The sequence below is a fragment of the Cypionkella sp. genome (assembly GCF_034376685.1).
Taxonomy (GTDB): Bacteria; Pseudomonadota; Alphaproteobacteria; order Rhodobacterales; family Rhodobacteraceae; genus Cypionkella.
The window spans coordinates 1-18235 of record NZ_JAXMJJ010000021.1 but is presented as its reverse complement, the minus strand read 5'-3'; the positions used below and the strand labels follow the sequence as shown (position 1 = coordinate 18235).

General features: G+C 59.3%; 15 protein-coding genes and 1 other annotated feature. Of the genes, 11 read left to right on the top strand and 4 right to left on the bottom strand.

Translation table 11 applies throughout. The features are described 5' to 3' along the window. Positions 1 to 68: 68 nt before the first annotated feature. On the bottom strand, positions 69 to 1379 hold the full coding sequence (locus U1A24_RS04935) for a calcium-binding protein (RefSeq protein WP_322320864.1): 1311 nt from the start codon (positions 1377 to 1379) through the stop codon (positions 69 to 71). A 465-nt stretch (positions 1380 to 1844) separates the two neighbouring features. Further along, on the bottom strand, positions 1845 to 2603 hold the full coding sequence (locus tag U1A24_RS04930; protein ID WP_322320863.1) for a DeoR/GlpR family DNA-binding transcription regulator: 759 nt from the start codon (positions 2601 to 2603) through the stop codon (positions 1845 to 1847). 281 nt (positions 2604 to 2884) lie between these two features. On the opposite strand from U1A24_RS04930, the gene glpD reads away from it, so the two are divergent. The 8 genes from glpD (at position 2885) to glpK (ending at position 12465) form a co-directional block, all read left to right on the top strand. Further along, the gene (glpD, locus tag U1A24_RS04925; RefSeq protein WP_322320862.1) at positions 2885 to 4480 is read left to right on the top strand and encodes a glycerol-3-phosphate dehydrogenase; all 1596 of its coding nucleotides are present in this window, start codon (positions 2885 to 2887) and stop codon (positions 4478 to 4480) included. 9 nt (positions 4481 to 4489) lie between these two features. Beyond that, the gene (locus U1A24_RS04920) at positions 4490 to 5566 is read left to right on the top strand and encodes an ABC transporter ATP-binding protein (protein WP_322320861.1); all 1077 of its coding nucleotides are present in this window, start codon (positions 4490 to 4492) and stop codon (positions 5564 to 5566) included. After that, entirely contained in the window at positions 5566 to 6642 is a 1077-nt protein-coding gene (locus tag U1A24_RS04915; RefSeq protein ID WP_322320860.1) for an ABC transporter ATP-binding protein, read from the top strand. Before U1A24_RS04920 ends, U1A24_RS04915 begins: the two co-directional genes overlap by 1 nt. Beyond that, complete coding sequence (locus U1A24_RS04910) at positions 6642 to 7514, top strand: sugar ABC transporter permease (RefSeq protein ID WP_322320859.1); 873 nt, start codon at positions 6642 to 6644, stop codon at positions 7512 to 7514. The genes U1A24_RS04915 and U1A24_RS04910 overlap by 1 nt, the downstream gene beginning before the upstream one ends. Further along, positions 7514 to 8317: a carbohydrate ABC transporter permease gene (locus U1A24_RS04905; RefSeq protein WP_322320858.1), complete on the top strand. Its 804-nt coding sequence runs from the start codon at positions 7514 to 7516 to the stop codon at positions 8315 to 8317. Before U1A24_RS04910 ends, U1A24_RS04905 begins: the two co-directional genes overlap by 1 nt. A gap of 1 nt (position 8318) precedes the next feature. Further along, positions 8319 to 8720 carry a DUF2160 domain-containing protein gene (locus tag U1A24_RS04900; RefSeq protein ID WP_322320857.1) on the top strand — a complete coding sequence of 134 codons (402 nt, stop codon included), beginning with the start codon at positions 8319 to 8321 and terminating at the stop codon, positions 8718 to 8720. A 73-nt stretch (positions 8721 to 8793) separates the two neighbouring features. After that, positions 8794 to 10515 carry an ABC transporter substrate-binding protein gene (locus U1A24_RS04895; protein ID WP_322320856.1) on the top strand — a complete coding sequence of 574 codons (1722 nt, stop codon included), beginning with the start codon at positions 8794 to 8796 and terminating at the stop codon, positions 10513 to 10515. Positions 10516 to 10980: 465 nt separating this feature from the next. Beyond that, positions 10981 to 12465, top strand: coding sequence for a glycerol kinase GlpK (gene glpK, locus U1A24_RS04890; protein ID WP_322320855.1), 1485 nt, complete (start codon positions 10981 to 10983; stop codon positions 12463 to 12465). 50 nt (positions 12466 to 12515) lie between these two features. On the opposite strand, the gene U1A24_RS04885 is transcribed toward glpK, so the two are convergent. Beyond that, the gene (locus tag U1A24_RS04885) at positions 12516 to 14006 is read right to left on the bottom strand and encodes a SulP family inorganic anion transporter (RefSeq protein WP_322320854.1); all 1491 of its coding nucleotides are present in this window, start codon (positions 14004 to 14006) and stop codon (positions 12516 to 12518) included. 66 nt (positions 14007 to 14072) lie between these two features. Then, positions 14073 to 14130 (bottom strand) — a sequence feature (sul1 is cis-regulatory element that is thought to sense ions involved in sulfur or methionine metabolism; They are found in Alphaproteobacteria). A gap of 305 nt (positions 14131 to 14435) precedes the next feature. Here U1A24_RS04885 and U1A24_RS04880 point away from each other — a divergent pair. The 3 genes from U1A24_RS04880 to arsJ are packed head-to-tail and all read left to right on the top strand — an operon-like array spanning position 14436 to position 17526. Continuing rightward, a complete protein-coding gene (locus U1A24_RS04880) occupies positions 14436 to 15257 on the top strand; it encodes a metalloregulator ArsR/SmtB family transcription factor (protein WP_322320853.1) in 822 nt (273 codons plus the stop codon). Between the two features lie 5 nt (positions 15258 to 15262). After that, positions 15263 to 16273 carry an ArsJ-associated glyceraldehyde-3-phosphate dehydrogenase gene (locus U1A24_RS04875; RefSeq protein ID WP_322320852.1) on the top strand — a complete coding sequence of 337 codons (1011 nt, stop codon included), beginning with the start codon at positions 15263 to 15265 and terminating at the stop codon, positions 16271 to 16273. Then, positions 16270 to 17526, top strand: a complete 1257-nt coding sequence (gene arsJ / locus U1A24_RS04870; RefSeq protein ID WP_322320851.1) for an organoarsenical effux MFS transporter ArsJ — start codon at positions 16270 to 16272, stop codon at positions 17524 to 17526. The genes U1A24_RS04875 and arsJ overlap by 4 nt, the downstream gene beginning before the upstream one ends. A gap of 36 nt (positions 17527 to 17562) precedes the next feature. On the opposite strand, the gene U1A24_RS04865 is transcribed toward arsJ, so the two are convergent. Next, on the bottom strand, positions 17563 to 18235 hold a 673-nt coding region (locus U1A24_RS04865), incomplete at its 5' end, for a sigma 54-interacting transcriptional regulator (RefSeq protein WP_322320850.1).

The following is an 18235-nucleotide window of genomic DNA, read 5'->3' as shown; positions in this document are numbered from 1 at the left end:
AATCAGCGGCGCAGATCCTCACCATTCAATGAACGGTGGGACATGCGCCGCCAGTTACTTTGTTGCAATCAGAACAGGAACTCGTGCGCCGTCAGTGCGGTCATGGCCACGCCGTCCAGTGTGATCGTATTCGCCCCAACAGTGATAACGGCATCGCCATCGGAGTTCGAGCTCAGGTGGTTTGCCAGAAGATCGGCCCATCCGGTAACACCTGGCAACGCACGCAGATCGATGTACTCTTTGGTGTTCGCAACCGAGAAGTCCTCGACGATATCGTTTCCGAAAGCTCCTGCAAACACAAAGGTATCCGCGCCGTTGCTGCCAAGCAGCGTGTCGTTGCCACCACCACCGGTCAGAGTGTCGTCGCCGATCCCGCCATTGATGAAGTCGTTGCCACTGTCACCGAACAACGCATCGTCGCCTTGGCCGCCATACAGAGTATCCGTTCCAACGCCGCCGCGGATGATGTTGTCGCTGGTATTGCCAACAATTCGATTGTCGCGATCGTTTCCGAAGCCATTGATCGAACCGCCATCGTCCAGCAGTTCAAGGTTGTCGATGAACTGGCTGAAGGCAGCCATATGGACGGTGATCGTGCTTTGCACGCCGTCGATACCTTCACCGACAAGCTCGACAATCTTATCACCCACTTTGTCGAGGTAATAAATGTCATCGCCTGTGCCACCGACCAACGTATCGGGGCCAGTGCCGCCAAACAGAGTATCGTTGCCTGCATTGCCATAGATCACGTCGGCACCGTCATTGCCGTACAGAACGTCGCCATCGTTCCCGCCACTGATGGAATCGGCCCCGTCACCACCTTCGATGCGATCCACGCCGTCGCCGCCGTAAATCAGATCGTTGCCAGTGTTGCCAAAAATGGTGTCATTGCCGGCATGACCAAGAAGCGTGTCGATGCCACCGCCGCCGAGCAGCAAGTTCGCATCTTCATTCCCAGCCAGATAATCCGCAAAATTTGAGCCGGTGAGGTTGGTGATCCCGATCAGGATATCGCCTTGGGCGTCCCCACCCGAGCCAGTCACCACATCGATCACGTTTATTTTGATGCCGGTGTTCAGCAGATTCAGCTTGATCGAGCTCGTCGTTGACAGGTCAACCGATACGCCCGCACTGGATGTGGTATATGCGGCGGTGTCTTTGCCCGCCACGTTCACGGTGGCGCTCAGCAAATTTATATCCAGCACACCGCCTATGATGATGTCCGCACCAGCGCCACCCTCGAAGGTGTCGTCGCCGAGAAAGCCGATCATCAGGTCATCGCCACCCAATCCGTAGAATTGGTCGTTTCCGAGTGCTGTTAACGCGCCAAGCAGTCCGGGCAGAATATTGCTGCCATTTGTCCCAGTAAAAGTTGCCATTTGAAGCACTTACCCTCTAGAGTTTCACGGAGATAAAGTCTCCGCACCACCCCACCCAAGTATTTAATTACTACACTTAGGGGGATAAGTCAAACTAAAGTATGTATTGAGATATGCTAAATTTTATCTATGCCCTTCTGAGCTTTATATCCGCCAATTCCTAAACTCTGGTAAATCCTCGGCCGTATTAATGCCAGCGGGTGGTCTCTGGGTAGAGTGACGCGCAGGACAACGACCGTAGGTAGAGTTCTTGGCGCACGATTCGGTTTCCGCAATCTGGCGTGCCATCGGATCTATTCCATTATGGTCATCTTCAGGTGTTGCCCGCCCATCCATCAACTGTGCACGCGCTGTCTGACTGCACAGCGGCATGCACGGTTTTGCATAGAAGGGTCCGAGCCAATCCTGGACGCGAATCCGCGCATACAGATCTTGCTGTCGAGAGGGCAGGGGCTGCGCGACCAGCTAAGCGCAGTTGATCTTGGTGCCCCAGGCGCTGCACCGCTGTGCCAAATCTTCGGGAAATGCCTGATCGGTAAAGACTTCACTGATCTCGCTCAGCGAGGCCAGCCTTGCCGGGGCCGATCTGCCCAGCTTGGAGTGATCGCAGACCAGAAACACCTGCCGTGCTTGCCGGATGATGGTTTTTGACACCCGGACTTCGGCCAGGTCGAAATCCAGAAGATCGCCATCCGCGTCCAAAGCCGAACTGCCGATAATCGCGTAGTCCACCTTGAATTGCTCAAAGAACTGCGTGGTCAGCTCGCCGACCAATCCGCCGTCAGAGCGCCGGAAGGCACCGCCCGCCACCATGATATCGCAGCTTGGATTGGCCACCAGAATGTTGGCGACGTTCATGTTGTTGGTGATCACGGTGATATTGCTATGGTGCAGCAACTCGCGCGCCACTGCTTCTGTGGTGGTTCCAAGGTTGATGATGATCGAGCAGTTATTCGGGATCGCCGCAGCACAAGCCTTGGCGATCGCAGCCTTGGCGGCCTCGTTCATATACCGCCGCTCGTCATAGCCCAGATTGGCAACCCCCGTGCGCGGCACCGCGCCGCCATGCACCCGGTCCAAAAGCCCCGAGTCTGCCAATTCCGTCAGATCGCGGCGAATGGTCTGCAAAGTCACGTCAAAACGCTGTGCCAATTCCTCGACCACCACGCGGCCATCGGCGCGGGCCAGTTCGACAATTTCACTCTGCCGAAAACTCAGGGCCAAGGGCTTTCCTTTCGCGCTGTTACGCCGGGATAAGCGGCATCTTTCGGGCATGTCGCCGCGTCTATCAAGGCCGAAATCACGCCGCGCCGCAGTGAGGTTTCACGCCGCATTGCAGCGCGAAATTGCGCGAATTTCAGAATAATGCTGCGTAATCAAAGGTGGTAGCGCAATCAGTTTTGTCCAAATGTTCGCTTTTATCCAATTCGCGCAAAAGCGAAAATAATAGTTGACCGCCCAGCGTGATTGCTTCAGCCTAAGTCTCGCTAGGGAGGAGACTTGGCGTGAATCTGCAACAGCGGCCCGAAACGGTCGACCTTTTCATCATCGGTGGCGGCATCAACGGCTGCGGCATCGCCCGTGATGCGGTGGGCCGCGGCTTGTCGGTGACATTGGCCGAACAGGGCGATCTGGCGCAGGCAACCTCCTCGGCCAGCACCAAGCTGTTTCACGGCGGTCTGCGCTATCTGGAATACTTCGAGTTCCGTCTGGTCCGCGAAGCGCTGGAAGAACGCGAAACCCTGCTGGTCGCGATGCCGCATATCTCTTGGCCGATGCGCTTCGTTCTGCCCTACCACCCCGACATGCGCTTTGAAGGCGAAACCCCCACCGGCAAGCTGATGGCCCGGCTGATGCCGTGGACGCGCGGCCGCCGCCCGGCTTGGCTGATCCGGCTTGGTCTGTTCATGTATGACACCCTTGGCGGTCGCAAAATCCTGCCCGCCACCCGTACCCTTGATCTGAAAACCGACCCCGCAGGCGGACCTTTGCAAAAGCGCTTCGCCCATGCCTATGAATACTCCGATTGCTGGATCGAAGACGCAAAACTCGTATCCCTGAACGCCCGCGACGCCGCTCAGCGCGGCGCACAAATCCACACCCGTACCCGCGTTATCAGCGCCACCCGCCAAGGCGATCTCTGGCACGTCACCACCGAAGGCGCGCAGGGCCAAACCACCCACACCGCCCGCGCCCTCGTCAATGCAGGCGGGCCTTGGGTCGAAGACGTGATCCGCAACGTCGCCCGCATCAACTCGACCGAAGGCGTCCGCCTTGTGCGCGGCAGCCATATCGTCACCCGTAAACTCTACGATCACGACCGCTGCTATTTCTTCCAAGGCACAGATGGTCGCATCATCTTCGCCATCCCGTATGAGCAAGATTTCACCCTGATCGGCACCACCGACAAGGATCACCAATCCGCCCCCGGAAGCGCCCATTGCACCGATGAAGAACGCGACTACCTGCTGAACTTCGCCAGCCAATACTTCGCCAAACCCGTCACCGTGGATGATGTGGTCTGGACCTATTCCGGCGTCCGCCCGCTCTATAATGACGGCGCATCGTCCGCCACCGCCGCCACCCGCGACTATGTGCTGTCGCTGGATCAAAACGGCGCGCCCTTGCTGAACGTGTTCGGCGGCAAGATCACCACCCACCGCCGCTTGGCCGAAAGTGCGCTGGCAAAACTCGCCCCGTTCTTTCCGCATGCCAAACCCGCATGGACCGCCCGCGCGGCCCTGCCCGGCGGTGATTTCCCGCATACCGATGTCGCGAAGCTCACCCAAAGCCTTACGCAATCCTACCAGTTCCTGACCCCAGCTTGGGCCGCCCGCCTGATCCGCGCCTATGGATCAGAGGCAAAAACCCTGCTCGGCCAAGCCACCCAAGCCTCCGATCTTGGCCAGGATTTCGGCGCAACCCTGACCGAAGCCGAAGTCCGTTGGCTGATCACCCATGAATTCGCCCGCGAGGCCAATGACATCATCTGGCGCCGCACCAAGCTTGGCCTGCGGATGACTGACACGCAAATTGCACAACTTTCGGCCTTTATGGCTGCTATAAATACACCGCGGGCGATCAGCCCCGCGGCGGAATGAGGAACGCTGATGTCGATTGAACTGCAATCCGTCTCGCGTCTGGTGAAGGGGCAAAGCTATATCCAGCCCACCAACCTCACGCTGGAAAATGGCACGATGAACGTGCTGTTGGGGCCGACGCTGTCGGGCAAAACCAGCCTGATGCGGCTGATGGCTGGCTTGGACCAACCGACCACCGGCAAGATCTTCTGGCAGGGCAAAGACGTCACTGGAATGCGGGTGCAAGATCGCAAGGTCGCGATGGTTTACCAGCAATTCATCAACTACCCCGGCATGAGCGTGTATGACAACATCGCCTCGCCCCTGCGTCTGATCGGCAAATCGACAGCCGAAATTGATCGCGCAGTGCGCGAAACCGCCGAAATGCTGAAGCTGACCCCGATGCTGCAACGCAAGCCATTGGAACTTTCCGGCGGTCAACAGCAACGCTGCGCCCTTGCCCGCGCTTTGGTGAAAGAAGCCGGCCTTGTGCTGCTGGATGAACCACTCGCCAACCTTGACTACAAACTGCGCGAGGAACTGCGCGCCGAAATCCCACGTATTTTTGAGAAATCCGGCGCGATTTTCGTCTATGCAACCACCGAGCCCGAAGAAGCCCTGCTGCTGGGCGGCAATACCGCGACGCTCTGGCAGGGCCGCGTCACCCAGTTTGGCGCGACGCCCTATGTCTACCGCCACCCGGTCGATGCCACCACGGCACGGGTGTTCAGCGATCCACCGATGAACTTCCTCGGCTTCACCAAACAGGGCAATGCCCTGCGCTTTGGCGACACTCAGGCACAAGCTTTCAACAGCCTGCCCGACGGCGCTTATACCGCTGGCTTCCGGGCCAACCACCTGCATCTGCACAAACCCAGCGCTGCTGCGATTGAACTGCCCTGCACCATCGGCGGGACCGAGATCACCGGATCGGAAACCTTCCTGCATCTGCACCACGGCGCGGATCGTTGGGTTGCCTTGGTGCATGGCGTGCACAATCTGAACGCGGGCGACAAGGTCAGCCTCTGGCTTGACCCCGCCCATATCTATGTCTTTGACGGCGAGGGGCTTCTGGCCTCAACCGCCGCTTACGCGGTGGCTGCATAATGGCGCAAATTACCCTGAAAAACCTCGCGCACAGCTACAGCGCCACCCCCGCCAGCGATGCCGATTTCGCGCTGAAGCAGATGGATCACGTCTGGCAAGACGGCGGCGCCTATGCGCTGCTCGGCTCGTCCGGTTGCGGCAAGACCACGCTTTTGAACATCATCTCGGGCCTGCTCCGCCCCAGCCAAGGCCGCGTGCTGTTTGGCGATCGCGACGTCACTGATGCCGAAACCTCCGAGCGTAACATCGCGCAGGTGTTCCAGTTTCCCGTGGTTTACGACACCATGACCGTGCGCGAAAACCTTGCCTTCCCGCTGCGCAATCGCGGCATGGACCCGGCCTATATCAAGGCCCGTGTCGCGGCGATTGCCCAGACCATCGGCATGGAAGCCACTCTGGATCGCAAAGCGCGCGGCCTGACCGCCGATGCCAAGCAAAAGATCAGCCTTGGTCGCGGCATGGTGCGCGAAGACGTCAACGCCATCCTGTTTGACGAGCCGCTGACCGTGATCGACCCGCATATGAAGTGGGAGCTGCGCACCCAGTTGAAGCAGCTGCACCGCGAATTCGGCCATACCATGATCTATGTGACGCACGACCAGACCGAGGCTTTGACCTTCGCGGATAAAGTCGTCGTCATGTATGATGGCCGCGTCGTGCAAATGGGCACGCCGGAAGAATTGTTCGAAACCCCCGCGCACACCTTTGTTGGTTACTTCATCGGCTCGCCGGGGATGAACCTGCTGGATGCTTCCGTGTCGGGCAACACCGCGCATCTGTTGGGGGCTGATCTTGCTTTGGGCGCATCTTACGCTCCGCAAACCGGCCGCACCCAAATCGGCATCCGCCCGGAATATTGCGAGTTGTCCGCAACCGAGGGCCTGCCGATCACCATCCGCCGCGTCGAAGACGTCGGCCGCCACCGCATCATTCGCGGCGAAGTAGCAGGCCAAGTCGTCAACGTCATCGCCGCTGAAGGTGCCGAGATTGCCGCCGATCAAACCCGCGTCCGTTTTGCCCCGGAACGCATCAACGTCTACGCCGACGACTGGCGCGTTCAAGGGGGGGCCATCTGATGGAAAAGACCCAGTATAACAAGGCATGGTTCCTTGTGCTGCCGGTGCTGATCGTGGTGGCGTTCTCTGCCGTGATCCCGCTGATGACCGTGGTGAACTATTCAGTCAACGACACGTTTGGGTCGAACGATTTCTTCTGGAACGGCCTCGGCTGGTTTGAGGAAATGGTCACCTCAGACCGGATGCACGCCGCCCTCGGTCGGCAAGTGATGTTCTCGGCCATCATCCTCGCCATCGAAGTGCCGCTCGGGATCTTCGTGGCGCTGAACATGCCGAAGAAGGGCTTCTGGGCCAGCTTCTGCCTTGTGCTAATGGCGCTGCCCTTGCTGATCCCGTTCAACGTCGTCGGCACCATCTGGCAAATCTTCTGCCGCGTCGACATTGGCCTGCTGGGCCGTGGCCTCGCCAATCTTGGCGTCGATTACAACTACACCAACGATGCCTTGGACGCCTGGATCACCATCGTGGTGATGGATGTCTGGCACTGGACCTCGCTTGTCGCATTGCTGTGCTACGCGGGCCTGCAGTCCATCCCGCAAGCCTATTACCAAGCCGCCAAGATCGACCAAGCCAGCCGCTGGAGCGTCTTCCGCTACATCGAGCTGCCGAAAATGTCCGGCGTGCTGCTGATCGCCGTGCTGCTGCGCTTCATGGACAGCTTCATGATCTACACCGAGCCTTTCGTGCTCACCGGCGGCGGCCCCGGCAACTCGACCACGTTCCTGTCCATCGATCTGGTGAAAATGGCCGTCGGCCAGTTCGACCTCGGCCCCGCCGCCGCCTTCTCGATCATGTATTTCCTGGTGATCCTTCTCGTCTCGTGGGTGTTCTACACCGTGATGACCACCCTTGATGCGCAGGAGACAAAATGATGAAAAACCGCACCTCGCCCATCGTCATGACGCTCTACCTGCTGTTCCTGCTGATCCCGATCTACTGGCTGGTCAACATGAGCCTGAAGACCAACACCGAGATCACCTCGACCTTCTCACTGTTCCCGCAGAACCTGACCTTCGCCAATTACATCACCATCTTGACCGACCCGTCCTGGTATATGGGCTACGTCAATTCGATGATCTATGTGGTGATGAACACGGTGATTTCGATCACCGTCGCCTTGCCCGCCGCCTATGCGTTCTCGCGCTACAGCTTCATGGGCGACAAACATCTGTTCTTCTGGCTGCTGACCAACCGCATGTCGCCGCCCGCCGTCTTTGCGCTGCCGTTCTTCCAGCTTTACTCCTCGATCGGCCTGTTCGACACCCATATCGCCGTGGCCCTCGCCCACTGCCTGTTCAACGTCCCCCTCGCGGTGTGGATCTTGGAAGGCTTCATGCGCGGCGTCCCCAAAGAAATAGACGAGACCGCCTATATCGATGGCTACTCCTTCCCGCGCTTCTTCATCCGCATCTTCATGCCGCTGGTCGCATCGGGTATCGGCGTCGCCGCCTTCTTCTGCTTCATGTTCTCATGGGTCGAACTGCTGCTGTCGCGCACCCTGACGGCAGTGAACGCCAAATCCATCGCGGCCACCATGACACGCACCGTCTCGGCCTCTGGCATGGATTGGGGCGTGCTCGCCGCCGCAGGCGTGCTCACCATCATCCCCGGAGCCCTCGTGATCTACTTCGTGCGCAACTACATCGCCAAGGGCTTTGCCCTCGGGAGGGTTTGATATGACCGCCTCACGCTGGAACACCATCTTCGCCACCACAGCCGCCGCGATGGCCGCCTTTCTGGCCTTCCTGATCTGGGCCACGCCACGCAATGACGAAGGTTTCCAATGGTTTGACCCGATGATTCAGGGCGGCTGGATGGCCTGGACCTTCCCGGTCGCTTTGTTTTTCTACATCATCGCTGGCCTGCTGATCACCTTCACCCTGCTGGCGATCCGCTATCCTGAAACCCCGCGTCTCGGCATTCTGCGCATTGAGACCACGCGCGGCGACCGGCTGTTCATCACCTTACTCGGCTCGGCCTTTATCAATCTGGCCTGGCTGTTCTTCTTCGGCGCACCGCTGACTTGGGCGCTGATCCTCTGCCTGCTTTACGCCGCAGCAGTATTCCGCTGGGTCTGACGGCAGCAAACCACCCCGGCAGGCACCTGCCGGGCAACAACGACACGACACTCAACATTCTGGGAGGAATCGAATGAGACTTCGCACAACATCAACCGCCATTGCGCTTGCGCTGATGGCCTATGGGATGCCGGCCCTCGCCGACATGGAGGCGGGAAAAGCTTTCCTTGATAAAGAGATCGGCGATCTGTCGGTGCTGCCGCGCGCCGATCAGGAAGCCGAGCTGCAATGGTTCGAGACCGCTGCCAAGCCCTATGCCGGCATGGAAATCAAGGTCGCCTCGGAAACCCTGACCACGCATGAATACGAGGCCAAAGTGCTGGCCCCGGCGTTTGAGGCCCTCACCGGCATCAAAGTCACCCACGATCTGATCGGCGAAGGTGACGTGGTTGAAAAGCTGCAAACCCAAATGCAGTCGGGCGAAAACATCTATGACGCCTATATCAACGACTCTGACCTGATCGGCACCCACTGGCGCTATCAGCAGGCGCGCGATCTGACCGACTGGATGGCAGGCGAAGGCGCTGCGGTCACCAACCCAGGCCTTGATCTGAATGATTTCATCGGCATCAAGTTTACCACCGCACCGGATGGCAAACTGTATCAGCTGCCCGACCAGCAGTTCGCCAACCTCTACTGGTTCCGCTACGACTGGTTCAACGATCAGAAAACCAAAGACGATTTCAAAGCCAAATATGGCTATGATCTGGGCGTTCCGATCAACTGGTCGGCTTACGAAGACATCGCCGAGTTCTTCACCGGGCGCGACATGTCCTATATGGGCGGGCCGACCGCTGTGTTCGGCAACATGGATTACGGCAAGAAAGACCCGTCGCTTGGCTGGCGTTACACCGACGCGTGGATGTCGATGGCCGGTATGGGCGACAAGGGCGAGCCGAACGGCCTGCCGGTCGACGAATGGGGTGTCCGCGTCGATGAAAACTCGCGTCCCGTCGGGTCTTGCGTTGCGCGTGGCGGTGCCACCAACGACGCTGCTGCGGTTTATGCTGTGACCAAGGCGATTGACTGGCTACAGAAATACTCGCCGCCCTCGGCTGCGGGTATGGTGTTTGGCGAAGCCGGGCCAGTGCCTGCACAGGGCGAAATTGCCCAGCAGATGTTCTGGTACACCGCATTTACCGCCGATATGGTAAAGCCCGGTCTGCCGGTGATGAACGAAGACGGCACGCCGAAATGGCGCATGGCCCCCAGCCCGCACGGCGCTTACTGGTCGGAAGGCACCAAGGTTGGCTATCAGGACGTGGGCGCTTGGACGTTGATGAAATCCACCCCGGTGGATCGTGCGCAGGCGGCTTGGCTTTACGCACAATTCGTCACCTCGAAAACCGTCGACATGAAGAAGTCTGATGTCGGCCTGACCTTCACCCGTCAGTCCACCATCGACAGCCAGCACTTCACCGATCGTGCCCCGAAACTCGGCGGCCTGATCGAATTCTACCGCTCGCCTGCGCGGGTTGCATGGTCGCCGACCGGCACCAACATCCCGGATTATCCGAAGATGGCGCAGCTGTGGTGGCAGAACATCGGCGACGCAATGTCGGGTGAGAAAACCCCGCAAGAAGCGCTGGATGCTTTGTGTGCCGAGCAGGAGAAAGTGCTGGCCCGGCTTGAGAAAGCTGGCGTTCAGGGCGATATCGGTCCGAAGCTGAACGAAGAGCAAGACCCGCAGGTCTGGCTTGATGCGCCGGGCGCTCCGGTGGCCAAGCTGGAGAACGAAAAGCCAGCGGGTGAGACCATCGCCTATGACGAGCTGATCAAATCCTGGCAGAAGTGATCTGACAGGCGACGAAAGGGGGCGAGGTGCAAGCCTCGCCCTTTTTCTTATGAACTTGGCGGGCTTTGTCGGGCGGCTTCTCTTGCCCGATTTGGCCGCAGACAAATCGGGCCGCGCCTGCCTGCCCTCGGCAGGCGCGAGTCCGCGCCAGCCCAGTCAGGCGCGCCCCGATTATCCAGCCTTCGGTTTGTGGCACAACTCCCCTTGCTCAACGGCTTCCAGCCTTATGAGCAATGAACCGAGAACCTCTGCCCCGCAGAGGTTCCTTCCGGTTCAGACCTCATGTCACAACTTGCGCGCCAAATCTGGCAAGACAAACAGCGTTTCCACTTCCTGCGACCTGCACTAATCTCCACCCTAAACCCGCTCAAACGTTAAAAATTCCTTAACGTGACCACCCCAACCATCTGATATAAAACAACAATAAAAGGTCCCGAGTTGGGACCATACCACCCCGGAGGCCACATGACCCATATCCTCGCCATCGACCAAGGCACCACCTCGTCCCGCGCGATCCTGTTTGATGCGGGCCTGAAAGTCATCTCCTCCGCCCAAGCCGAGTTTCCCCAGCATTATCCGCAGCCCGGCTGGGTCGAACATGACCCCGCCGATCTCTGGGCCACCGTCGCCGCCACCTCCCGCGCCGCCATCGAACGCGCCGGAATTGATGCCCACTCCATCGCCGCCATCGGCATCACCAACCAACGCGAAACCACCCTCTTGTGGGACCGCCGCACCGGCCAACCCCTCCACAACGCCATCGTCTGGCAAGACCGCCGCACCGCCGACACCTGCACCGCCCTGAAGGATGCAGGCCATGAACCCATGATCACCGCCCGCACCGGCCTGCTGCTCGACCCCTACTTTTCCGGCACCAAACTGAAATGGCTGCTGGATCACATCCCGGGCGCCCGCACCCGCGCCGCAAACGGCGAGCTCGCCTTCGGAACCGTTGACAGCTACCTGATCTGGCAACTGACCGGCGGTCGCACCCACGCCACCGACGCCACCAACGCCGCCCGCACCCTTCTTTATAATATCGGCATCGGAGAATGGGACGCCGAGATCTGCGGCCTTCTCGACATCCCGATGCAACTGCTGCCCGAAGTCCGCGACAGTTCCGCTGATTTCGGCCTGACCCGCGCCGATCTGTTCGGCCATGAAATCCCGATCCTCGGCGTCGCAGGCGACCAGCAAGCCGCCACCGTCGGCCAAGCCTGCTTTCAGCCCGGCATGATGAAATCCACCTACGGCACCGGCTGCTTCGCTTTGCTGAACACCGGCGACAAGATGGTGCCGTCGAAAAACCGCCTGCTGACCACCATCGCCTACCAACTTGACGGCAAGCCAACCTTCGCGCTGGAAGGCTCGATCTTCATCGCGGGGGCGGTGGTTCAATGGCTGCGCGACGGCCTCAAGATCATCCGCGAGGCAAAGGAAACCCAACCCCTCGCCGAAGCCGCCGACCCTGCGCAAGACGTCATCCTCGTCCCCGCTTTCACTGGGCTTGGCGCGCCATATTGGCGGCCCGATTGCCGGGGCGCGATCTATGGGCTGAACCGCAACTCTGGCCCCGCTGAACTGGCCAAGGCCGCGCTCGAAAGCGTCGGCTTTCAAACCCGCGACCTGCTGGAAGCCATGCGCGCCGACTGGGGCGTGGCGGCGGATGGCGTGCTGCGGGTGGATGGCGGCATGACAGCGTCAGACTGGGCGATGCAGTTTCTGTCCGATATCTTGGGCGCCCCCGTGGATCGCCCGGTGATCACCGAAACCACTGCTGTCGGCGCGGCCTATCTGGCGGGGCTGAAAGCCGGGATTTGCCCGGCTCCGGCAGAGTTTCAGAAAACCTGGGCGCGGCAAAAGCAATTTACCCCGCAGATGGATGCGGACACGCGCGCCGCCAAATATGCCCGATGGAGCCGCGCTGTGGCCGCGACGATGAGCGTTTAGATGGCAATCGCCGCCTGATCCTGATCCACCGATAAAAACGCGCAACCCGGTCAGTGTGTGACCAACACGTCTACCGCCCCCGGTTTGTCGTGAACGGCAAGCTTGTCGACGATGGTTTCAGAGGCCGCATTCATGCCGACGACCTCTACCTGTGCCCCGCCGCGACGGAACTTCAGCACCGCCATGTCCAGCGCCTGCACAGACGATATGTCCCAGATATGCGCGGCCGAGACGTCGATGATCACCCTGTCCAGCGGCTCTTTGAAATCAAAGGCGTTCATGAAATCTTCGACGGACGCATAGAACATTTGTCCCTCGATCCGGTAGGTGCGCTCGCGGCCATCGGCGCTGACGGTGCTTGTCACCCGGAACAGTTGCGCGATCTTGCCCGCAAAGAAGATGCCCGACAGCAGGACGCCCAACAGCACCCCGATTGCCAGGTTATGGGTATAAACCACGGCCACCACGGTCGCGATCATCACGATGGAGGATGATTTCGGATGCGTCGTCAGGTTCTTGACCGAAGACCACGAAAACGTGCCAATGCTGACCATGATCATGATTGCCACCAATGCAGGCATCGGGATCTGGCTGACCCAATCCCCCAACGCCACGCAAAAGATCAGCAGCATCACGCCCGCAAAGCCGCAAGACAGCCGTCCGCGGCCCCCGGACTTCACGTTGATCATGCTTTGCCCGATCATCGCACAGCCCGCCATGCCGCCGATAAAACCTGTGGCGGTGTTGGCCAAGCCCTGACCGATACATTCCTGATTGCGGCTGGATTTGGTGTCGGTCAACTCATCCACAAGGTTTTGCGTCATCAGGCTTTCCAGCAAGCCCACGATTGCCACGGCCAGCGCATAGGGGAAGATGATCTGCAAGGTTTCCAGGCTTAGCGGGATCTGCGGAATCAGGAATACGGGCGGGGTATCAGGCAGGGCGCCCATGTCACCGACGGTGCGCACATCCCAACCGAAGGTCAGGGTCAGCGCGGTCAGAACGATGATGGTGACCAAGGGCGAGGGCACCGCTTTGGTAACATAGGGGAACAGGTAGATGATCGTGAGGCCTGCGGCGACAAGGGCATAGGTCAGCCATGTCACCTTGGTCGGGTCCAGTTCGGGCAGTTGCGCCATGAAGATCAGGATCGCCAGCGCATTCACAAAACCCGTCATCACGGATTTCGATACATAGCGCATCACAAAGCCCAGCTTCAGAAGGCCCATGCCGATCTGCAACAGCCCCGCCAGCACAGTTGCCGCCAGCAGATATTGCAACCCATGATCCTTGACGAGCGTGACCATCAGCACCGCCGTAGCGGCGGTGGCTGCCGAGATCATGCCGGGTCGCCCGCCCGCAACGGCGGTGATAACGGCGATGGAAAAGCTGGCGTAGAGGCCGACTTTCGGGTCTACCCCGGCGATGATGGAAAAGGCGATGGCCTCGGGGATCAAGGCAAGGGCCACGACAAGCCCCGACAGCAGGTCTGCCTTGATGTTGCCGAACCATTGGTTGCGGTAAGCGTCGATTGAAATCATGTTAATCCGTTCCAGACCGATCTGACGCCGCGCGCCCTATCGATAATATGTTCAAGTCTGTCTGACGGTTATCCGGCGGATTGGCGGCCGGAAGAGCCAGCCGGGAATCGCACCCGGCTCCATGTTCGCTGAAATCGGCATAGCGATGTTTTTGCGGGTTGCCAACCTTGGGTATCCCCAGACGCCAGCTAAAGCTAATCAGGGTGCAAGGGATATCACCGCCGTGTGATGAATCTGCGTGAAGAGAGGGTTATCAGATCATTTGGATGCGCCTGTGGGACGGACAGGCAGTATCCAACTGATAAAGCTGGGGTTTGACTGTTCAATCGATCAGCCCTGCGCACAGGTAATCGCACCCAGACACAGCTGATCTGCCATCGTTACAAAAACTTCACTTGGAAATACTAATATTTCTATTATTCTGGAAATATGGAAACAAACTTGATCCCTCAGGCTTTTGCGGCCCTCGGCCATCCCGGACGCCTTGCGATTTTTCGGCTGCTGATGCGCTTTGCACCGCAAGGCGTGCGGCCCACGGAAATCGCAGAAGCGCTGGAGATGAAGCCAAACACGCTGTCGCATCATCTGTCCGAGCTGGAGCAAGCCACGTTGATCCAAGTGGATCGGCAAGGCCGGTCGCTGTTTTACAGCATCCGGTTGGATCAAGTGTCTGCACTGCTTGGCTACCTTGTTCACGATGCAGGGCGCAGTCGCCCTGACATTGCCGCCGCCCTTTTCAAACCTGTGGAGTCTGACATGGCCAATCACCCTTGGAACGTCCTGTTCATCTGTTCGGGAAATTCCGCCCGATCAATTTTTGCCGAAGCCATCCTGACGGATGTGGGCAAAGGGCAGTTCAACGCCTATTCGGCGGGAACGCGGCCGGGAACCCAGCTGAACCCGTTTGCCATCGAGGTTCTGGCGCGGGCGGGGCTGGATGTCTCTGGCCTGCGCTCAAAACATGTGTCCGAGTTTGAAGGGCCGGATGCCCCCAAGATGGATTTTGTTTTCACCGTCTGCGATCAGGCGGCGACAGAAGAATGCGCGCCATGGCCGGGTCAGCCGATGACCGCGCACTGGGGCTTGCCAGATCCGGTAAAGGCGACGGGCACCGATGCCGAAAAGGCTTTGGCTTTTGCCAATGTGTTCGCAAGCCTGCGCCGCCGTATTCTTGCTTTCACGGCGCTGCCTTTCGCGGAACTGGAGAAGGTGGCGTTGCAGGGCCATCTCGACACGCTCGGGAAGGAATAACCGATATGCCCCGTATTGCATTGAACGGCCTTGGCCGGATCGGCAAGCTTGCGCTGCGTGATTTGATTGACACTGGCGCTGGCGGTGAGATCGTTTTGATCAATGACCCGGTCGGCGCGCCTGAACAACATGCGCTACTGATGGAGTTTGACTCTGTGCATGGGCGTTGGCCGCGCCCGATTTCCTTTGATGCGGACAGTTTGACGCTGGCCGGGCAAAAAATAAAGCTGACCAGTGCCAAACGGATCGAAGATTTGCCGCTTGCGACCATGGGCGTTGATCTGGTGATTGATTGCACCGGAGTGTTCAAGACGGCGGCAAAGATCGCCCCTTACTATGCGGCGGGCGTGAAGAAAGTGGTGGTTTCGGCACCGGTGAAAGACGGCGGCGCGCTGAACCTTGTCTACGGCGTCAACCATCATCTTTATGATCCGGCCATACATGATCTGATCACGGCGGCCAGTTGCACCACCAACTGCCTTGCCCCGGTGGTCAAGGTGATCCACGACAGCATCGGCATACGTCATGGTTCGATCACTACGATCCATGATGTGACCAACACGCAAACCATTGTGGACCGTCCCGCCAAGGATATGCGCCGCGCGCGATCTGCGCTGATGAACCTGATCCCGACCAGTACCGGCTCGGCCACAGCGATCACGTTGATTTACCCCGAACTGGCAGGCCGCCTGAATGGCCACGCGATACGGGTGCCGCTTTTGAATGCGTCGCTGACCGATTGTGTGTTTGAAGTGGCGCGTGAAACCACGGTGGAAGAGGTCAACACGTTGTTCAAGGCTGCCGCGGACGGCGCGTTGCAGGGCATTCTGGGGTATGAGACGCGGCCTTTGGTCTCGACCGACTATGTCAATGATCCACGCTCGTCGATCATTGATGCGGCCTCGACCATGGTGATCAACGGCACGCAGGTGAAGATTTACGCGTGGTATGACAATGAATGGGGCTATTCCTGTCGCCTGGCCGATGTGGTGCGGATGGTGGCGGCGTCACTATGAGCAGCGCGCCCGCACCAAACGGCTTGCGCGCCTATGCGGCGGTGACGGCGGCTTACTGGGCCTTCATGCTGTCAGACGGTGCGCTGCGGCTGCTGGTGTTGCTGCATTTCAACGGCTTGGGGTTTTCTCCGATCCAACTGGCGTGGTTGTTTCTGCTCTATGAAGTCGCGGGCATTGTCACCAATCTTTATGCGGGCTGGCTGGCGGCACGGTTTGGACTTTCCACCACGCTGTATCTGGGGTTGGGCCTGCAAATAGCTGCTCTTGCCGTGCTTGCGCAGCTTGATCCGGCGTGGAGTGTTGCGGCTTCAGTCACCTTCGTGATGGCGGTGCAAGGCGCATCCGGGGTGGCCAAGGATCTGGCCAAGATGTCTTCCAAATCGGCGGTCAAGGTGCTGGCTCCGGCAGGGGAGGGCGTGTTGTTTCGCTGGGTTGCGATGCTGACCGGATCCAAGAATGCGGTAAAGGGTTTTGGTTTTTTCCTTGGTGCGGTTTTGTTGGCTGTGGTGGGGTTCAAGGCGGCGATCTGGGGGATGGCTGCCATTCTGGCGGTGATTTTGCTCGCGGTGATGGTCTTTCTGCCGAAAGGGCTGCCTGGGGGTAAAAAGGACGCCAAGTTCTCACATATCTGGTCAAAAGATCCGCGCATCAACCGCTTGTCGCTGGCGCGGATGTTTCTGTTTGGCGCGCGGGATGTCTGGTTTGTGGTCGGTGTTCCGGTGTATTTTCAGGCGGTGTTTTCGGATGGCTCACCCGACAGCCGCCGCGCGGCCTTCTTTCTGATTGGCAGTTTCATGGCGGTCTGGACCATTGCTTACGGTGCCGTTCAGGCTTTCGCGCCGCAAATTCTGAACGCCAAGGGCAAGTCCGAAGCAACCATTGCCGCCAAGGCCATGCGCTGGGCGGGGTTGCTGACGCCAATTCCCTTCGCGCTTGCCGCCCTGGCGCTGACGGCCGCTGCGCCCGCGCTTTGGTTTACCTTGGCCTTGGTCGCAGGCTTGCTGCTGTTTGGCTTTGTGTTTGCGGTGAATTCTTCGGTGCACTCCTACCTTATCTTAGCCTTCTCGAAGTCTGACCGGGTGACGATGGATGTGGGGTTCTACTACATGGCCAACGCGGCTGGCCGTCTGCTGGGAACCGCCTTGTCGGGGATCAGCTATCAGCTTGGCGGTCTGCCACTTTGCCTTGCGACGGCGGGCGTGATGGCGGCGGCAAGTTGGATCTCGATCCGCCGCCTGAGAGCGGTGATCTGAAAGCGAGGGCTTCGAGGGAGCTACGAGTTGATCGGCCTACGATGCCCTGATCCCATAGGCCTCAATCTTGCGATACAGGGTTGGCCGTGAAATCCCCAGCGCAATGGCTGCCTTGCTGAGGTTGCCGTGGTGGTGTTTCAGCGCATTTTCGATCAATCTGATCTCGGCGTGTTTAAGCGAGGCACCAATCGGCAATAGCTGATCTTGCGCATCAGCCGGATCGACCAATCCTGCGTTGGGCAGGGTGGGGGTGGTGATTTCCGGGGGCAGGTCGGCAAGCGTCACCATGCGCGATTTGGCAAGCACATGCAGCCCGGAGACCAGATTGCGCAGTTCCCGGACATTGCCCGGCCAGACATGGGCCATCAGCGCATCCTGAACCTCTGGCGCAAGCTGCAACCGATCCCGACCGGTCTCCATGCTGATCTTGCGGATATAATGCTCGGCGATCAGCAAAACATCCTCGCCACGTGCGTGCAGGGGTGGAATGGTCAGGACGACCGTGCTCAGCCGATAGAACAGATCGCGGCGAAACCGCCCGGCTTCAACCTCGTCCCGCATCGCGCGATTGGTCAAAGACAACACCCGCAGCGATTGGGCAGGGGGATGCGGGCCATGGAGGCGCGCGCTTTGTTCCTCAAGGATGCGCAGCAGGTAAAGCTGGGTCTCGGCCGAGGTTTCGCCGATCTCGTCCAGACACAGCGGTTCG

Excerpts from the sequence above, each read along its gene's own strand:
- U1A24_RS04935 (WP_322320864.1), bottom strand. The coding sequence starts at position 1,379 with ATGGCAACTTTTACTGGGACAAATGGCAGCAATATTCTGCCCGGACTG.
- U1A24_RS04920 (WP_322320861.1), top strand. The coding sequence starts at position 4,490 with ATGTCGATTGAACTGCAATCCGTCTCGCGTCTGGTGAAGGGGCAAAGC.
- U1A24_RS04915 (WP_322320860.1), top strand. The coding sequence starts at position 5,566 with ATGGCGCAAATTACCCTGAAAAACCTCGCGCACAGCTACAGCGCCACC.
- U1A24_RS04910 (WP_322320859.1), top strand. The coding sequence starts at position 6,642 with ATGGAAAAGACCCAGTATAACAAGGCATGGTTCCTTGTGCTGCCGGTG.
- U1A24_RS04905 (WP_322320858.1), top strand. The coding sequence starts at position 7,514 with ATGAAAAACCGCACCTCGCCCATCGTCATGACGCTCTACCTGCTGTTC.
- U1A24_RS04900 (WP_322320857.1), top strand. The coding sequence starts at position 8,319 with ATGACCGCCTCACGCTGGAACACCATCTTCGCCACCACAGCCGCCGCG.
- U1A24_RS04895 (WP_322320856.1), top strand. The coding sequence starts at position 8,794 with ATGAGACTTCGCACAACATCAACCGCCATTGCGCTTGCGCTGATGGCC.
- glpK (WP_322320855.1), top strand. The coding sequence starts at position 10,981 with ATGACCCATATCCTCGCCATCGACCAAGGCACCACCTCGTCCCGCGCG.
- U1A24_RS04885 (WP_322320854.1), bottom strand. The coding sequence starts at position 14,006 with ATGATTTCAATCGACGCTTACCGCAACCAATGGTTCGGCAACATCAAG.
- U1A24_RS04880 (WP_322320853.1), top strand. The coding sequence starts at position 14,436 with ATGGAAACAAACTTGATCCCTCAGGCTTTTGCGGCCCTCGGCCATCCC.
- U1A24_RS04875 (WP_322320852.1), top strand. The coding sequence starts at position 15,263 with ATGCCCCGTATTGCATTGAACGGCCTTGGCCGGATCGGCAAGCTTGCG.
- arsJ (WP_322320851.1), top strand. The coding sequence starts at position 16,270 with ATGAGCAGCGCGCCCGCACCAAACGGCTTGCGCGCCTATGCGGCGGTG.